The 15,535-nt window shown below is 64.2% G+C and carries 15 protein-coding genes; 8 read left to right on the plus strand and 7 right to left on the minus strand.

Going from position 1 to position 15,535, the window contains the following annotated elements; translation table 11 throughout:
- Positions 1-81 precede the first annotated feature (81 nt).
- Entirely contained in the window at positions 82-660 is a 579-nt protein-coding gene (pdxH, locus tag ACFC3J_RS03910) for a pyridoxamine 5'-phosphate oxidase (protein ID WP_375194896.1), read from the plus strand.
- 168 nt (positions 661-828) lie between these two features.
- Positions 829-2,160 carry a dicarboxylate/amino acid:cation symporter gene (locus tag ACFC3J_RS03915; protein WP_375194897.1) on the plus strand — a complete coding sequence of 444 codons (1,332 nt, stop codon included), beginning with the start codon at positions 829-831 and terminating at the stop codon, positions 2,158-2,160.
- Positions 2,161-2,321: 161 nt separating this feature from the next.
- Here the strand turns inward: ACFC3J_RS03915 and ACFC3J_RS03920 are convergent, their stop codons facing one another.
- Positions 2,322-3,206: a bestrophin family protein gene (locus tag ACFC3J_RS03920; RefSeq protein WP_375194898.1), complete on the minus strand. Its 885-nt coding sequence runs from the start codon at positions 3,204-3,206 to the stop codon at positions 2,322-2,324.
- 161 nt (positions 3,207-3,367) lie between these two features.
- Between ACFC3J_RS03920 and ACFC3J_RS03925 the strand changes: the two genes are divergently transcribed.
- Positions 3,368-4,669 (plus strand): dicarboxylate/amino acid:cation symporter, encoded by a 1,302-nt coding sequence (locus ACFC3J_RS03925; protein ID WP_375194899.1) that lies wholly within the window; start codon positions 3,368-3,370, stop codon positions 4,667-4,669.
- Complete coding sequence (locus tag ACFC3J_RS03930) at positions 4,666-5,283, plus strand: Pr6Pr family membrane protein (RefSeq protein ID WP_375194900.1); 618 nt, start codon at positions 4,666-4,668, stop codon at positions 5,281-5,283. The genes ACFC3J_RS03925 and ACFC3J_RS03930 overlap by 4 nt, the downstream gene beginning before the upstream one ends.
- 333 nt (positions 5,284-5,616) lie before the next feature.
- On the opposite strand, the gene ACFC3J_RS03935 is transcribed toward ACFC3J_RS03930, so the two are convergent.
- The 6 genes from ACFC3J_RS03935 to ACFC3J_RS03960 form a co-directional block, all read right to left on the minus strand.
- The gene (locus ACFC3J_RS03935) at positions 5,617-5,979 is read right to left on the minus strand and encodes a hypothetical protein (protein WP_375194901.1); all 363 of its coding nucleotides are present in this window, start codon (positions 5,977-5,979) and stop codon (positions 5,617-5,619) included.
- Positions 5,980-6,250: 271 nt separating this feature from the next.
- Complete coding sequence (locus ACFC3J_RS03940) at positions 6,251-6,433, minus strand: hypothetical protein (RefSeq protein WP_375194902.1); 183 nt, start codon at positions 6,431-6,433, stop codon at positions 6,251-6,253.
- An 89-nt stretch (positions 6,434-6,522) separates the two neighbouring features.
- Complete coding sequence (locus ACFC3J_RS03945) at positions 6,523-7,812, minus strand: adenylosuccinate synthase (RefSeq protein WP_375194903.1); 1,290 nt, start codon at positions 7,810-7,812, stop codon at positions 6,523-6,525.
- 145 nt (positions 7,813-7,957) lie between these two features.
- A complete protein-coding gene (locus ACFC3J_RS03950; protein ID WP_375194922.1) occupies positions 7,958-9,094 on the minus strand; it encodes an ATP phosphoribosyltransferase regulatory subunit in 1,137 nt (378 codons plus the stop codon).
- Between the two features lie 57 nt (positions 9,095-9,151).
- Positions 9,152-10,732: a phosphoglycerate dehydrogenase gene (gene serA, locus ACFC3J_RS03955; protein ID WP_375194904.1), complete on the minus strand. Its 1,581-nt coding sequence runs from the start codon at positions 10,730-10,732 to the stop codon at positions 9,152-9,154.
- Between the two features lie 120 nt (positions 10,733-10,852).
- Positions 10,853-12,010 (minus strand): phosphoserine transaminase, encoded by a 1,158-nt coding sequence (locus ACFC3J_RS03960; protein WP_375194905.1) that lies wholly within the window; start codon positions 12,008-12,010, stop codon positions 10,853-10,855.
- Positions 12,011-12,168: 158 nt separating this feature from the next.
- Between ACFC3J_RS03960 and ACFC3J_RS03965 the strand changes: the two genes are divergently transcribed.
- The 4 genes from ACFC3J_RS03965 to dapD are packed head-to-tail and all read left to right on the plus strand — an operon-like array spanning position 12,169 to position 15,341.
- Positions 12,169-12,870: an extensin family protein gene (locus ACFC3J_RS03965; RefSeq protein ID WP_375194906.1), complete on the plus strand. Its 702-nt coding sequence runs from the start codon at positions 12,169-12,171 to the stop codon at positions 12,868-12,870.
- Positions 12,871-12,911: 41 nt separating this feature from the next.
- Positions 12,912-13,790, plus strand: coding sequence for a TIGR00730 family Rossman fold protein (locus ACFC3J_RS03970; protein ID WP_375194907.1), 879 nt, complete (start codon positions 12,912-12,914; stop codon positions 13,788-13,790).
- A 43-nt stretch (positions 13,791-13,833) separates the two neighbouring features.
- Complete coding sequence (locus ACFC3J_RS03975) at positions 13,834-14,505, plus strand: pyrimidine 5'-nucleotidase (RefSeq protein WP_375194908.1); 672 nt, start codon at positions 13,834-13,836, stop codon at positions 14,503-14,505.
- Positions 14,502-15,341 (plus strand): 2,3,4,5-tetrahydropyridine-2,6-dicarboxylate N-succinyltransferase, encoded by an 840-nt coding sequence (gene dapD, locus ACFC3J_RS03980; protein ID WP_375194909.1) that lies wholly within the window; start codon positions 14,502-14,504, stop codon positions 15,339-15,341. Before ACFC3J_RS03975 ends, dapD begins: the two co-directional genes overlap by 4 nt.
- Positions 15,342-15,535: the final 194 nt, after the last annotated feature.

Consider the following 15,535-nt stretch of genomic DNA (forward strand, 5'->3'; position numbering starts at 1 on the left):
CTATTTGGCGAAACACGACCAATCCTTCAAGTCGGGGACGCCCATATCGACATGCATCGCCCACGCGCCTAAATCAGCGCCATGACCACCGATCCCTTCACCCTGTTCGACGACTGGTACACGCAGGCGCGCGAAACCGAAATCAATGACAGCAATGCCATGGCCCTTGCCACCGCCGATGCGCGGGGACGACCCTCGCTGCGGATGGTGCTGCTGAAGGGGCATGGGCCGGACGGCTTCATTTTCTACACCAATTTCGAAGGACGCAAGGCGGGCGAGCTGCTGGAAAATCCCCATGCGGCGCTGCTTTTCCATTGGAAGTCGCTGCGGCGGCAGGTCCGGATCGAGGGGCCTGTTGGCGCGGTAGACGACGCCACGGCCGACGCCTATTTCGCGACGCGCAGCCGCGACAGCCAATTGGGCGCCTGGGCGTCGGACCAGTCGCGGCCGCTGGAATCGCGCGACGTGTTCATGGCCCGCTATGAGGAGGTCAGCCTGCGGTTCGAGGGCGGTCCTGTGCCGCGCCCGCCGCACTGGTCGGGCTTTCGCGTGGACCCGCAACGGATCGAATTCTGGCAGGACCGCGAGCACCGGCTGCATGAACGGCGCCTGTTCGAACGGATCGAAACAGGATGGCGCGAGGGGTTGCTTTACCCCTGATCCATTACGGTTCCTTTTGAGGGCGCGGACTATTTTTCTTCATTCGTTTAAGCCGGTGACAGCCTGACGCGCTGCGATTGCGGGGGCTTCGGGTGCCTGTTAGGTGTAACCGCCATACGGGACCAGAACAGCTATGCGGCGCGTTCGCGAGCCGGTTAAAGGAACAAGATGCGAAATCGACTGACGGCGTTCATCCTGACGGGCATGGTTCTGGGGGTGGTCGTGGGCTTCGCCACCAATCTGTGGTTTGGCGGCGACAAGGCGCTGGCCAAGGATGTAGCGGGCTATTACCATCTGCTGGCCGACATCTTCCTCCACCTCATCAAGATGATCATCGCGCCGCTGGTTTTTTCCACGCTGGTCGCCGGCATTGCCCATATGGGCGACAGCGCGGCGCTGGGGCGGATCGGGGGGCGGGCGCTGGCCTGGTTCATCATCGCCAGCCTGATATCCCTGACTCTTGGGCTGATCTTCGTCAATTTCTTCGCGCCCGGCGAAGGACTGAACCTCGTACGTTCAGGCGCGGATGCGGGCGTGAGCACCGAGGCGCTGAATTTCCGCGACTTCATCCTGCACGTCTTCCCGACTTCCATGATCGGGGCGATGGCGGAAAATTCGATCCTTCAGATTGTGGTCTTTTCCCTGTTCATCGGCGTCGCGCTGACCGCCATCGGAGAGAAGGGCAAGCCGATCGTCACGGTGGTCGAGGCGATGGTCGAGCTGATGCTGCAAGTGACTGGTTATGTCATGCGCGTAGCGCCGCTTGCGGTGTTCGGCGCGCTGGCTTCGGTGGTGACGACAGAGGGGCTGGGCGTGCTCAGGACCTTTGGCGAACTGGTGGGCGAATTCTATCTGTCGCTGATCGCACTCTGGCTGCTGCTGTTCGGAGCAGGGTCGATCTTCCTTGGGCGTCGCATGCTGAAGCTCATCCGCTATGTGCGCGAACCGATCCTGATCGCCTTCTCCACCGCTTCGTCGGAGGCGGCCTATCCCAAAATGCTGGAGCAACTCGACCGCTTCGGCGTGCCGCGGCGGATCTACAGCTTCGTGCTGCCGCTGGGCTACAGCTTCAATCTCGACGGGTCGATGATGTATTCGACCTTCGCGACGATCTTCATTGCGCAGGCCTATGGCATCGACCTGCCGATCGCCACGCAGATCACCATTCTCCTCGTGCTGATGGTGACCAGCAAGGGCATCGCCGCCGTGCCGCGGGCGTCGCTGGTGGTGGTCGCCGCGACGCTGGGCCAGTTCGACCTGCCGGTGGAGGGTGTGGCCTTCATCCTCGCCGTCGATCATTTCATGGACATGGGCCGCACCGCTACCAACGTTCTGGGCAATGCCATCGCCACCTCCGTCATCACCAAATGGGAAGGCATGCTGGAAGTCGAGGAACCCGAATATGTCCCTCACCCCAAGGCGCCCGCAAACACGCCCGCCCATGGCCGCGCCGGGCTGGAGCTGGCGTCGGACATGGTGGATGATGAACGGCGGGGCTAGTGCGGGTTTCGATCCGACGAAATCGGATCGCCGCTCCGCATTCTTTGTTTTCCGCGATTTTTCGACCAGCGACCGGTTCCGGTCGCTGGCAAAAGGCTCCAGACGGGTTTCAAGTCAGATGGACACATCTGACGGCTCGGAAATCTCGGCAAAAAAGCGCCTTACCAGAGGATGCCCTTGACCGGCTGAGCCGGCGGAGGCGCCTCATCGCCGATGGATTGCAGCAGGTCGATCTCGATGGTCCGGCATAGCGCCGCCAGCGGGACATCATGCACCGTATTGGCGAAGGGATCGACCAGATCGTCCCCGATCCGGAGAACGGCAAGGAACATCAACCCTGCCACCGTCGAACCGAGCGGCGTCGCAAGGCCCAGCGTCTCCACCAGTCCGATCGGAAGCAGCACGCAGAAAAGATGCGTGAAGAAGGTCGGCAGGAAGCGATATTGGATCGGCAGCGGCGTGTTCTTGAGCCGTTCCATCCCGCCCTGCGCATTGGCGATATCGACCAGCACGCGCTCCATCTGGGCCTGCTGAACGGTGTCGAGCCAGCCCTCCCGCCGGGCGAGGTCTATCCGCCGTCCGGTGCTGTCGAGAAGGCCATTGGCGGGATTGGTCCGGGCAAGGGCGAGGCCCTGATCCCGCTCCTCAAGGAAGGCCGTCACTGTCTCATCAATCGGCTGGCGGCGCAGCTGCAGGCGCAGAGCGTTCACATAGGCGATCTGGCGCATGATGATCTCGCGCTTGAGATTCCTGGCCTGCGGGTCGGGCAGGAAATTGCGGACGGCGCGGGCCAGGCTGCGTGAGGCGTTGATCATCGCACCCCAGAGGATGCGCCCCTCCCACCAGCGCTGATAGGAGGAATTGCTGCGAAAGCCGAGGAACAGCGCCAGCGCCGACCCGAAGATGGTGAGCGGCAGCGAGGGCGCCTCGAATGGCAGGAGATAATAGCCCGCCGTGACCGCGCAGTCCCAGATGAAGAGCAAAGCCAGCGGCCTCCACACTTCGCTGGCCAGCGTGCGCATATTGGGTACGGCTTTGACGATCATGCGGTTCTCCGGAGATGGACGGCGTTAACGCGCCCGTCACGGCAATATGTCCGGTGCGCCATGAAAAATCATCGGCAGCGTAATGAAATTGCGCCATGATGGCCCAGCGGCAACCTTCGTCGACGATCGAAGGTTGGAAAGGCCATGGAAGGCGAGCAGCCATGACGAACGATGCCCCACCGTCCGGAACCGCGACGCTGTCCCTGCAATGGCAGATGCTGGCCGGTTTTGCCATCGGTCTGACCCTCGGACTTGCGGTTTATGTGGCGGCGCCGGACGCGCATTGGGTCGATATCGTGACGGGCTATGTCACCGGGCCGATCGGGCAGGTTTTCCTGCGGCTGCTGTTCATGCTGGTGATTCCGTTGCTGGTGTCCGCGCTGATCGTCGGCGTGGCGGAGATGGGCGAGATGCGCTCGCTGCGGCGGGTGGGTCTGCGGACGCTCGCCTACACGCTGGTCGTTTCAGGCATCGCCGTGGCCATCAGCCTGGTTGTGGTGAACCTGCTGAAACCCGGCGCCGGCGTCGATCCGACGCAGGCGCAGGCGATGCTCGACAATGCCGGGCAAGGCGCGCAGGCGATATTGGCGCGCGGCGGCGAGACGCCCAAGGGGCTGGACGCGCTGCTTGCCATCGTGCCGGACAATATCGTCAAGGCCATGGCAGCGAACGATATATTGGCGGTGATGATGTTCGCCCTGTTCTTCGGCATTGGGCTGGTGCTGGTCCGGACCGAGCAGACGAAATTGCTGTTCTCCGCCATGGAGGAGCTTTTCGAGGTGACGATGCGGCTGATGGGGCTGGTCATCCGTCTGGCCCCGCTTGCCATCGCCTGTTTCATGTTCAATCTGGCGGCGCAGTTCGGCTGGGAGTTGCTGGTGCGGCTTTCCGCCTATGTAGGGGTGGTGCTGCTGGCGCTGGGCCTGCAACTGTTCGGGGTCTATTCGCTTCTGATCGGGCTGGTGGCGCGGCGCTCGCCCCTGCGTTTCTTCGGATCGGTGCAGGAGGCTGCCATGATGGCCTTCGCCACCGCCTCCTCCAACGCCACCCTGCCGACCGCGATTCGGGTGGCGGAGGAAAAACTGCACCTTCCCCGGCGGATCGCCCGCTTCGTGCTGACCATTGGAGCCACCGCCAACCAGAATGGCACGGCAATGTTCGAGGGGATCACCGTCATATTCCTCGCCCAGTTTTTCGGAATCGACCTCAGCCTGACGCAACAGTTGATGGTGATGCTGGTCTGCATTCTGGGCGGCGTCGGAACAGCAGGCGTGCCTGCGGGGTCGCTGCCGGTGGTGGCGATGATCCTCGGCATGGTCGGCGTGCCGCCGGAGGGGATCGGGCTGGTGCTGGGGGTCGACCGCTTCCTCGACATGTGCCGCACGACGCTGAACGTGACGGGCGATCTGGTGGCGGCTACGGTGATCGCCGCTGGCGAGGCGGACGGGAGGCAGGCGGCTTGAAACAGGGGGTGCGGCGGGTCGGGGCGGGCATCATCGCCGCGACGGCGACGGCGGGACTGATGATCCAGTTCCGGGCGACCTTCGGGCAGACCGGAACGGTGGGCGAGACGCTGTGGGTCCTGCTGCGCTATTTTACGGTGCTGACCAATGTTGCGGTGGCGGTGATCTTTGGCGGGATCGCGCTGGGCGCAAGGGTGACGGCGCGGCGGATTGGCGGGGTGACGTTGGCGATCCTTCTGGTGGGCGTGATTTACGGGCTGTTGCTGCGCGGGCTGCTGGATCTCAGCGGCGGCGCCCTGCTCGCCGATATGCTGCTGCACAAGGCCGTCCCGGTGCTGGCGGCGCTATGGTGGATCGCCTGCGCGCCCAAGGGCAGGCTGCGGCGGCGCGATCCGCTCTGGTGGGCAGTGTTTCCGGTGACTTATCTGCCCTATGCGCTGCTGCGTGGGGCCATGGAGGAGAAATATGCCTATCCCTTCATCAATGTCGTCAGGCTGGGGATCGGGCAGGTTCTGCTGAATGCGATGCTGATCGCGGCGGGCTTTCTTATCGCAGGCGCTGCGCTGGTATGGCTGGACGGGCGGCTGGGCAACCATGGGGCGCGTCGCGCGTGAAGGCTTCCGACGATGAATGGCGGATTTGCGTCGAAGTTCACAGTGTATGCGCGCGCGTGCCCGGGCGCGCGTAGGCAGCGCGTGTCATGTGCCGGACATTTCAAAGACGGCAAGGGGGATAGGCCGGGCGGCGGGAAATAGGACAGGCCGGATTATGCCCTGTCGGGAAAATAGGATGTTTTTCGGGGATATTGTGTCCGATGGGTCACGCATCATTCCCGGCGGCCGTCAGGGCGGCTGGAATAACGGACGGTCTGGAAGCGACCAGAAATTGCCGTTCAGATCGGGCCTTCTTCTGCCTGCTAGCAGACTTTCAGCAATGGGAAGTCATAGCTATCGGGATAGCCATAAGCCGTAGTATTCGGCTTTATCATAAGTTTTCGCGTTGAAGCCGGGATTTGCAGCTTCATAGTCTGCGCGTGTTTTCTCGTATGTCCCGTCACGCCGATGCCAAGCATCGCCAACGTCATATGCGCCGTTCAGCAGTTTGCCTACACGGCTCTGCCAATCTCGAACGACTTCAGGATCGTGGTCCCGATCGAGAACTGTGAGCGGGATGGCATCGAGATGGGCACGCCTTTCACGCTGATTGTAGTAAATAATGGTAAAAACCGCGTCTGGAAGTGGAAGGGCTAGGGCGCGCTCCAAAATGCGCGCCTGTTCACCCTCGTAGATATGATTGATGCCGTCTTCCACGTTTCACTCCGACTTGTCCGTCCGTCATATATGCAGTTCGTTACCGGGCCACTCCCTTCCGGTCGTTAGCCGTCGGCATTGCCCATGCTTTGTAAGAAGTAGGTATCGAAGTATGATGCCCCAAAGCAGTCGTTCGCCTAACCACCCCAATCAGCCGTTCGCGCCGATATATGTCAGCTCGTCTGTCCCGGTGGAAAACCGGAGGAGAAGGGGACATGTGCGCTCGTGCCGCTGCCGCGCCGCGGGCGCATGGCGGTGGGCCTCAGGCGGTTCAGCGCAGCTTGGCGATGGAAAGCCCGTCCTGCTTGGCGCGGGCCTTCACCGATTCCTCGCTGCGGGTCAGGGCCTTGGCGATCGCCTTCAATGCCATGCCCTTCTTCGCCAGCGCGTGGAGCTTTTGCAGCTCATCCGCCGTCCAGGGTTGCTTGTGGCGCTCGAAGCGTTCGCCGGCCATGGGAGTCTTCCTTTGTTGGGGACCGCACCGGCCCACTTTCCCGTGGGCCGGTGCCGATGGGTTTCAGCTTGGCGGAAACCCGGAAACCCTCAATCCGCGAAGGGATCGCGCACGAGGATGGTGTCCTCGCGCTCGGGGCTGGTGGAGACGAGCGTGACCGGGCAGCCGATCAGTTCCTCGATGCGGCGGATATATTTGATCGCCTGCGCCGGCAGGTCGGCCCAGCTGCGGGCGCCGGCCGTGGTGTCCTGCCAGCCTTCGATGGTTTCATAGACCGGCTCGGCCCTGGCCTGGTCCTGCGCATGGGCGGGCAGATAGTCGAACGTCTGGTCGCCGATCCTGTAGCCGACGCAGATCTTCAACTCCTCGAAGCCGTCCAGCACGTCCAGCTTGGTGAGCGCGATGCCGGTGACGCCCGATACCGCGACAGACTGGCGCACCAGCACGGCGTCGAACCAGCCGCAGCGGCGCTTGCGGCCGGTGACCGTGCCGAATTCGTGGCCGCGCTCGCCAAGGCGCTGACCGACGTCATTCTCCTGCTCGGTCGGGAAGGGACCGGAGCCGACGCGGGTGGTGTAGGCCTTGACGATGCCCAGCACGAAGCCCGCGCCGCTCGGGCCAAGGCCCGTGCCGCTCGCCGCCGTGCCGGCGACCGTGTTGGAGGAAGTGACGAAGGGATAGGTGCCGTGGTCGATGTCGAGCAAGGTCCCCTGAGCGCCTTCGAACAGGATGCGCTTGCCCTGCGCCTTCGCCTTGTTGAGCGTCAGCCAGACGGGCTTCACGAAGGGCAGGATGAAGCCGGCGATGTCGCGCAGTTCGGCCATCAGCGCGTCGCGATCGATCGGCGCTTCGTTGAAGCCCGCGCGGAGAGCATCGTGATGCGCGGTCAGGCGGTCGAGCTGCGGGCCGAGATCGTCGAGATGGGCGAGGTCGCAGACGCGGATGGCGCGGCGGCCGACCTTGTCCTCATAGGCCGGGCCAATGCCGCGGCGGGTCGTGCCGATCTTGCCCGCGCCCGACGCGTCCTCCCGCAAACCGTCAAGATCGCGGTGGAAAGGCAGGATCAGCGGGCAGGTTTCCGCGATCTGGAGGTTTTCAGGCGTGATCTCCACGCCCTGTCCCTTCAGCTTGGCGACCTCATCGCGGAAGTGCCAGGGGTCCAGCACCACGCCATTGCCGATCACCGACAGCGTGCCGCGCACGATACCCGAAGGAAGCAGCGAGAGCTTGTACACCTTCTCGCCCACGACCAGCGTGTGGCCGGCATTGTGCCCGCCCTGAAAACGGGCGACGACGTCAGCGCGTTCCGACAGCCAGTCGACGATCTTGCCCTTGCCTTCGTCACCCCACTGGGCGCCGATCACGGTAACATTTGCCATGGATACAGTCCTCCGCCCGCCGCGCGGACCGGCCATGCCCTTCGACGGGACTCGGCATGCCGGTGGGATCAATTGGGCATGTCGCCCTGTTGCGGGGCGCGCGTTAGCCGCGCTGCCCCAATGAAGTCAAGCCCAACCCGTCAAGTCAGTAAGGGCGCGGCGTGTCGCCTTCCAGCCAATGGGTGCAACGCAGCGTCTCGCCATTTTCCTGCCCGGTCAGCGCGGCGATGGTTTGCCAGCCTTGCGCGCGAAGTTCGGCCGCGCGGGCCGCGTCATGGTGCAGCGGCAGGAACAGGCGCTTTGGCGCTTCGCCGCCGAAGCCCGCATCGATCAGCGGATCGGGATAGAGCGAGAAGCCCATGGCCGGTTCTTCCGAACCATCGGCCCGGATGATCGCATAACTCCCGCCCCGGCCGATCTCGCCGGTAAAACCCTCGGCGAAGATCGAGAAGCCGAACCAGTTCTGATATTCAAAGCCATGGCGCTCGGTCGGATCGAGCGTCAGGGTGATGTCCCAGCCGATCGGCCTGGCGATGGCGCGCAGGCCCGCGATGCGGCTGTCGATGGCGCCGCCCAGGCTGGCGCTGAACGCCTCGAGCCGCTCCATCGCGGCATGGAAGGGGCCGGTGGCCTCGATCAGCGGCAGATAGGCGGCCGCGGCAGGGCCGATCTCCGCCAGCGCGCCCGCGTCCTTGGCGTCAAGTTCCGTGCGGACGGCTTCAATTTCTTGCGGAGCCAGCGGCAGCGGACCGGCGGCGAGCGTGTCGATCAGGTCCGGCAGCGTGAAATCGATGGTGATACCCGTGACGCCAGCAGCCTGCAGCGCTTCGATGGCGACGTTCACGATCTCCACCGCGGCAGCGACGCTGTCGCTGCCGATGAGTTCGGCGCCGACCTGAAACCGCTCACGCTCCGGGCGGAGCTGATTCGCGCGCAGGCGGATGACCGGCCCCGCATAGGACAGCCGCAACGGACGCGGTGCGGAGGCAAGGCGGGTGGCGGCGATGCGGCCGACCTGCGCGGTCATGTCAGGGCGCAGGGCCAGGCTGCGCTGGGAAACCGGGTCAATGGCGCGGATGAGGTCCTGCGCCTTCATCGATTTCAGGCGGCCGACCAGCGTTTCCTCAAACTCCGCGATCGGCGGCATGACGCGCTCATAGCCATGGGTGGCGACAGTATCGAGCACATGGCGGGCAAGGCGCGCGGAAGCCTCTGCCTGCGGCGGCAGGCGGTCCGACAGTCCTTCAGGAAGGAGACCGGGCGGGATCGTGGCACTCGTCATGGTCATGGGGCTGGCCCTTTAGCGCATTATACGCAATAGGCCAGCCCGAACCATCTTTTACGCGAAGCGCAGCAGCTTCACCGTCTTGACGCCTGCCAGCTTGCAGATGTCGCCAAGGACGGTTTCATTGACCGCACCGTCGACCGAGAGCAGCAGCACGGCTTCACCGCCCTGGTTGCGGCGGCCCAGGTGGAAGGTGCCGATATTGACCTGCGCCTCACCCAGCGTCGAACCCAGACGGCCGATGAAGCCCGGCGCGTCCTGATTGACGATGTAGAGCATGTCGCCGGCGAGGTCGGCTTCGACCTTGATGCCGAACAGTTCGACCAGACGCGGCTGCGAATGGCCGAACAGGGTGCCCGCGACCGACTTGTCGCCGCTTTCCGTCTTCACGGTCACGCGAACGAGGGTCTGATAGTCGCCTTCGCGGTCGTGGCGCACTTCGCGCACGTCCAGACCCCGTTCCTTCGCGAGGAAGGGCGCGTTGACCATGTTCACCGTGTCCGAATAGACGCGCATCAGGCCAGCCAGCACCGCAGCGGTGATCGGCTTCTGGTTGAGTTCGGCGGCATGGCCCTCGACCTCGACCGAGACGCTCTGGATGCGGTCGCCCTCGAGCTGGCCGACGAGGCTGCCCAGTTCTTCCGCCAGCGCCATATAAGGCTTGAGCTTCGGAGCTTCTTCAGCCGACAGCGACGGTACGTTCAGCGCGTTGGTGATGCCGCCGTCGAGCAGATAGTCGCTGAGCTGCTCGGCCACCTGCAGAGCGACATTGACCTGCGCTTCATCGGTCGACGCGCCCAGATGCGGGGTGCAGATGAAATTAGGCGTGCCGAACAGCGGCGATTCCTTCGCCGGTTCGGTCACGAACACGTCGAGCGCGGCGCCCGCCACATGGCCCGAATCCATCGCCTCCTTGAGCGCGGCTTCGTCGATCAGGCCGCCACGGGCGCAGTTGATGATGCGCACGCCCTTCTTGGTCTTGGCGAGATTTTCCTTGCTCAGGATGTTGCGGGTCTGGTCGGTCAGCGGCGTGTGCAGCGTGATGAAGTCGGCCTTCGCCAGCAGCGTGTCGAGATCGGCCTTTTCCACGCCCATTTCGACGGCGCGTTCCGGGGTCAGGAAGGGATCGAAAGCGACGACCTTCATCTTCAGGCCCAGAGCGCGGCTGGCGACGATGGAGCCGATGTTGCCCGCACCGATCAGGCCCAGCGTCTTGCCGGTGACTTCCACGCCCATGAAGCCGTTCTTGGGCCACAGGCCCTGCTGGGTCTGGGCATTGGCTTCGGGCAGCTGGCGGGCCAGCGCGAACATGAGCGCAATGGCATGTTCGGCGGTGGTGATCGAGTTGCCGAACGGGGTGTTCATCACGATCACGCCCTTGGACGAGGCGGCCGGAATGTCGACATTGTCGACGCCGATGCCCGCGCGGCCGATGACCTTCAGGTTGGTGGCGTGGTCGAGAATGTCCTTGGTGACCTTGGTCGAGCTGCGGATGGCGAGGCCGTCATACTGGCCGATGATCGCCTTCAGTTCGTCCGGGGTCTTGCCGGTGATTTCGTCAACCTCGACGCCACGCTCACGGAAGATCGCAGCGGCGCGGGGGTCCATCTTGTCGGAAATAAGTACCTTGGGCATGGAGAATTCCTATGTTTCCTCGTCACCCCGGACTTGATCCGGGGTCCCGCTTGTCTGCGGGCGGACATGAAGAAGAAGCGGAACCCCGGATCAAGTCCGGGGTGACGCGGTTAAGCTGAATCAGCCAGCCTTGGCGGTCGCATAGGCCCAGTCGAGCCATGGACCGAGCGCTTCGATGTCGGCGGTTTCGACGGTAGCACCGCACCAGATGCGCAGGCCCGCCGGGGCGTCGCGATATCCCGCGACGTCATAGGCGGCACCTTCCTTCTCCAGCAGGGCCGCGAAGCTCTTGATGAAGGCTTCGTCCGCACCCTCGACGGTCAGGCAGACGCTGGTGGTCGAGCGCGACGCTTCGTCGGCGGCGAGATGGCCGAGCCAGTCGCGTTCCTCGACGATCCTGTTGAGCGCCGCCGCATTGGCGTTGCTGCGCGCGATCAGGCCGGCGGAACCGCCGATCGACTTGCCCCATTCCAGCGCGAAGATCGCGTCTTCGACCGCCAGCATGGAGGGGGTGTTGATCGTTTCGCCCTTGAACACGCCCTCGGCCAGCTTGCCCTTCGCCACCAGGCGGAAGACCTTGGGCAGCGGCCATGCCGGGGTGTAATTTTCCAGACGCTCGACCGCGCGCGGGCCGAGGATCAGCACGCCATGGCCGCCCTCCCCGCCCAGCACCTTCTGCCAGGAGAAGGTGGCGACGTCGATCTTCGTCCAGTCGATCTCATAGGCGAATACCGCGCTGGTTGCGTCGGCGAAGGTCAGCCCTTCGCGGTCGGCCGGAATCCAGTCGGCGTTCGGCACGCGCACGCCCGAGGTGGTGCCGTTCCAGGTAAACAGCACGTCGTTCGAGAAGTCGACCTGCGTAAGATCGGGCAACTGACCATAGTCGGCGCGGATGATCGTCGGATCGAGCTTCAGCTGCTTGGCGGCGTCCGTCACCCAGCCCTCGCCGAAGCTTTCCCAGGCCAGCGTCGTCACCGGGCGGGCGCCCAGCATGGTCCACATCGCCATTTCGAAGGCGCCGGTGTCGGAGCCGGGGACGATGCCGATGCGGTGGGTTTCGGGCAGGTTCAGCAGCTCGCGCATCAGGTCGATGCAATAAGCGAGGCGGGTCTTGCCGATCTTGGCGCGGTGCGAGCGGCCCAGCGATTCGGCGCTCAGCTTGTCGGCGCTCCAGCCCGGAGGCTTGGCGCAGGGACCGGAAGAAAAATAGGGGCGGGCCGGCTTGGCGGCGGGCTTCGCAGGCGCAATGGTGGCGTCTGCGGCAATCATATCAGTCATGTCTGCGTCTCCTTACAGAGAGCACGCGCGGCGTTGGGACCGCGTGGCCCGCCGGCCGCACTAAAGTCCCCGGCGAAAGAGTCAAGCTGCGAAAGAGTCGAAATGACCGTCTCGATGCGATGAACCGAGTCCGCCGTTAACCCTTGAGCCAGCAGGACATGGTAAATGCTGCCCTCATGTTCGAGCGGATCAGGGGGAAAGCGATCTTTCGCGGCGCAGGGCTGACGGCCCTGCTGGCGCTCGCTGGCTGCGGTGGCGATCTGGTGCCGCGTGGGCGTGTGGAGCGGCCTTCCAAGCCGGTCAGAACGGTGCGCCCGGCCGCGCCTCCGCCCATGGAGGTGCGCCAGTGCATGGCGAAACTGTCCTCGCAATCCATTCTCTTCACCCCCCTGCCCGACCAGAATTTCGGCGGAGGATGCAGCGCCGTGGGCAGCGTCAAACTGCTCGACATCGGGGTGCCTGCAACCAATCTGGGCGCCATGACGTGCAACCTTGCCGCGAATTTCGCGGCCTGGGCGCGCTATGGCGTGCAGCCCGCCGCCCGGCTGATCCTGGGCGCGGAGATCGAGAAGATCGAGACCTTCGGCACCTATAACTGCCGCCCGATCGCGGGCAGCGGCAAGCTCTCCGAACATGCGCACAGCAACGCGATCGACGTGTCCGCCTTCGTGCTGAGCGACGGACGGCGCATTTCGATCGAAAAGGACTGGAACGGCGACAGGCGGACCCGGCAATTCCTCGAAATCGTGCACGCCAGCGCCTGCAAGCGATTCCGGACCGTGCTCAGCCCCGATTACAACGCCGCGCATCATGACCATTTTCATTTCGATATGGGCGGACGTGGGGGATTTTGCCGATAAGCGCCTTGGCTTTGTCATCTTCGGTGCCTACCTTGGTGAAAATGACCAGAAAAGAAATCGAAGAACGCAAATTCCGCCCCGCCCGCCAGGAAGCGGCCGATGCCCGAAAAGGGATCGAAACCCCCCAGACCAGCAGTTCGGCCTATCGCCTTGCCTTCCAGGATACGGAGTTTCTGCTGCGCGAAGATCTGCGGCCGGTCCGCTTCCAGCTGGAACTGCTGAAGCCGCAATTGCTGATGGATGAAGCGAAGATCGAGTCGACCTTCGTCTTCTACGGCTCGGCCCGCATCCCCGAACCCGATCAGGTGCAGGCGCGCATCGACGCCGCGGTCACCCCCGACCAGAAGCGCATCGCCGAAAATCTGGGCAGGAAGGCCCGCTATTATGACGAAGCGCGCAAACTGGCCCGGATCGCCGCGCACTATCCCGTGAACGAGGCGGGATGCCGCCATTTCGTCGTCTGCTCGGGCGGCGGCCCCTCGATCATGGAGGCGGCCAATCGCGGCGCTCATGAGGTTGGCCAGACCACCATCGGCATGAACATCGTCCTGCCGCATGAACAGGCGCCCAATCGCTTCGTCACCCCCGAGCTGAGTTTCCAGTTCCACTATTTCGCCCTGCGCAAGATGCACTTCCTGCTCCGCGCACGGGCGCTGGCGGTGTTCCCCGGCGGCTTCGGCACGTTCGACGAGATGTTCGAGCTGCTGACCCTGATCCAGACCGGCAAGATGAAGCCGATCCCGGTGCTGCTGTTCGGGCGGGAATTCTGGACGCGGGTGGTGGATTTCGAGGCGCTGGCCGATGAAGGCGTGATCTCGCCGTCGGACCTCAACCTTCTGACCTGGGTGGAGACGGCCGAGGAGGCCTGGGAAGCGGTCCAGACTTTCTATCAGGACAGCGAAGCGCCGGGTTGCGGCTGACGGCGGTCTTGCCCTTGGCGGCCCGGAGGACTAGGGCGCGGCCATGCGCGCCGACCTTGCCCATGTTGATTGCTGGATCTTCGATCTGGACAATACGCTCTATCCGGCGAAGGCGGACCTGTTCGCGCTGATCGACGTGAAGATGGGCGAGTTCATCCAGGGACTGCTGGGCTGCGATCCGGAGATCGCGCGGGCGACGCAGAAACGCTATTTTCTGGAGCATGGCACGACGCTGTCGGGCCTGATGCACCATCATGGCATCGAACCGCACGCCTTTCTCGATTATGTCCACGATATTTCGATGGATCGGCTGGAGGTGGATGAGGCGCTCAATGCCCATATCGCCGCGCTGCCGGGGCGGCGGCTGATCTTCACCAATGGCGATGGCGCCTATGCGACGCGGGTGCTGGACAGGCTCGGCCTGACCGATGCGTTCGAGCTGATCCATGATATCCACGCCTGCCAATATATTCCGAAGCCCGACCCCTCAGGCTATGCGGAATTGTGCCGCGTGCATGGCGTGAATCCGGCCCGCGCCGCCTTTTTCGAGGACATGGCGCGCAACCTGAAGCCCGCCAAGGCGATCGGCATGACCACCATCTGGGTCAATAACGGCTCGGAAGCGGGCGACCACGGCCATCATCCCGATTTCATCGATTTCGAAACCGACCATCTGACGCCCTTTCTGGCGGATATTACTGGGGAACAGCCATGAGCAACGAACTGATCGCGACCATAGACGCCGCCTGGGAGGACCGGGCCAACGTGAACCTGTCGACGCAGGGCGAAGTCCGTCAGGCGGTCGACAAGACGCTGGCGCTTCTCGACAAAGGCGAACTGCGCGTCGCGGAGCCCACGGCCGACGGCTGGCGGGTCAACCAGTGGGCGAAGAAGGCGGTGCTGCTGTCCTTCCGTCTCAACGACAATGCGATGATCGATAACGGCCCGGGCGCGGGTCACTGGTGGGACAAGGTGCCCAGCAAGTTCGCGGGCTGGGATGAAGCCGCCTTCCGCGCCGCCGGTTTCCGCGCGGTGCCCGGTTCGTTCGCTCGCGCGGGCGCGCATGTCGCCAAGAATGTGATCCTGATGCCGAGCTTCGTGAACATCGGCGCTTTCGTCGATGAAGGCACGATGGTCGACACCTGGGTAACGGTCGGCAGCTGCGCGCAGATCGGCAAGAATGTGCACCTGTCGGGCGGCGTCGGCATCGGCGGGGTTCTGGAGCCGTTGCAGGCCGATCCGGTGATCATCGAGGACGACTGCTTCATCGGCGCGCGGTCCGAAGTCGTGGAAGGCGTGCGCATCGGCAAGGGCTCTGTGCTGTCGATGGGCGTGTTCATCGGCATGTCGACCAAGATCGTCGACCGCGCCACCGGCGAAGTCTTCATCGGCGAAGTGCCGCCCTATTCGGTGGTCGTGCCCGGCTCGCTGCCCGGCAAGCCGCTGCCCGACGGCACGCCGGGGCCGAGCCTCTATTGCGCGGTGATCGTGAAGCGGGTGGATGCGCAGACGCGGTCCAAGACCGGGATCAACGAGCTGCTGCGCGACTAGGCCCCCCGGTCAGCATAGGCCGCCCCCTCCCAAGAGAGGGGCCGGGAAGGGCGAGCGCAGCGGGCGCTGTCCTATGCGGTGAGGTTGCAGGCAGCCGCTGAGCGGCTGCCCTCCCCTTGGCAGGGTCAGGTGCCTCTGGCCGACCCCTCCGGCCCGCGGGCGGGGCTTATAAGTGGCATTCGGCGCGCACCCGC

Origin of the sequence: Sphingobium sp. (assembly GCF_041987595.1) — a bacterium.
Lineage (GTDB): Bacteria > Pseudomonadota > Alphaproteobacteria > Sphingomonadales > Sphingomonadaceae > Sphingobium.

Excerpts from the sequence above, each read along its gene's own strand:
- ACFC3J_RS03945 (WP_375194903.1), bottom strand. The coding sequence starts at position 7,812 with ATGGCAAATGTTACCGTGATCGGCGCCCAGTGGGGTGACGAAGGCAAG.
- serA (WP_375194904.1), bottom strand. The coding sequence starts at position 10,732 with ATGCCCAAGGTACTTATTTCCGACAAGATGGACCCCCGCGCCGCTGCG.
- ACFC3J_RS03920 (WP_375194898.1), bottom strand. The coding sequence starts at position 3,206 with ATGATCGTCAAAGCCGTACCCAATATGCGCACGCTGGCCAGCGAAGTG.
- ACFC3J_RS03960 (WP_375194905.1), bottom strand. The coding sequence starts at position 12,010 with ATGACTGATATGATTGCCGCAGACGCCACCATTGCGCCTGCGAAGCCC.
- ACFC3J_RS03915 (WP_375194897.1), top strand. The coding sequence starts at position 829 with ATGCGAAATCGACTGACGGCGTTCATCCTGACGGGCATGGTTCTGGGG.
- ACFC3J_RS03970 (WP_375194907.1), top strand. The coding sequence starts at position 12,912 with ATGACCAGAAAAGAAATCGAAGAACGCAAATTCCGCCCCGCCCGCCAG.
- ACFC3J_RS03975 (WP_375194908.1), top strand. The coding sequence starts at position 13,834 with ATGCGCGCCGACCTTGCCCATGTTGATTGCTGGATCTTCGATCTGGAC.
- dapD (WP_375194909.1), top strand. The coding sequence starts at position 14,502 with ATGAGCAACGAACTGATCGCGACCATAGACGCCGCCTGGGAGGACCGG.
- pdxH (WP_375194896.1), top strand. The coding sequence starts at position 82 with ATGACCACCGATCCCTTCACCCTGTTCGACGACTGGTACACGCAGGCG.
- ACFC3J_RS03950 (WP_375194922.1), bottom strand. The coding sequence starts at position 9,094 with ATGACGAGTGCCACGATCCCGCCCGGTCTCCTTCCTGAAGGACTGTCG.
- ACFC3J_RS03965 (WP_375194906.1), top strand. The coding sequence starts at position 12,169 with ATGGTAAATGCTGCCCTCATGTTCGAGCGGATCAGGGGGAAAGCGATC.
- ACFC3J_RS03925 (WP_375194899.1), top strand. The coding sequence starts at position 3,368 with ATGACGAACGATGCCCCACCGTCCGGAACCGCGACGCTGTCCCTGCAA.
- ACFC3J_RS03940 (WP_375194902.1), bottom strand. The coding sequence starts at position 6,433 with ATGGCCGGCGAACGCTTCGAGCGCCACAAGCAACCCTGGACGGCGGAT.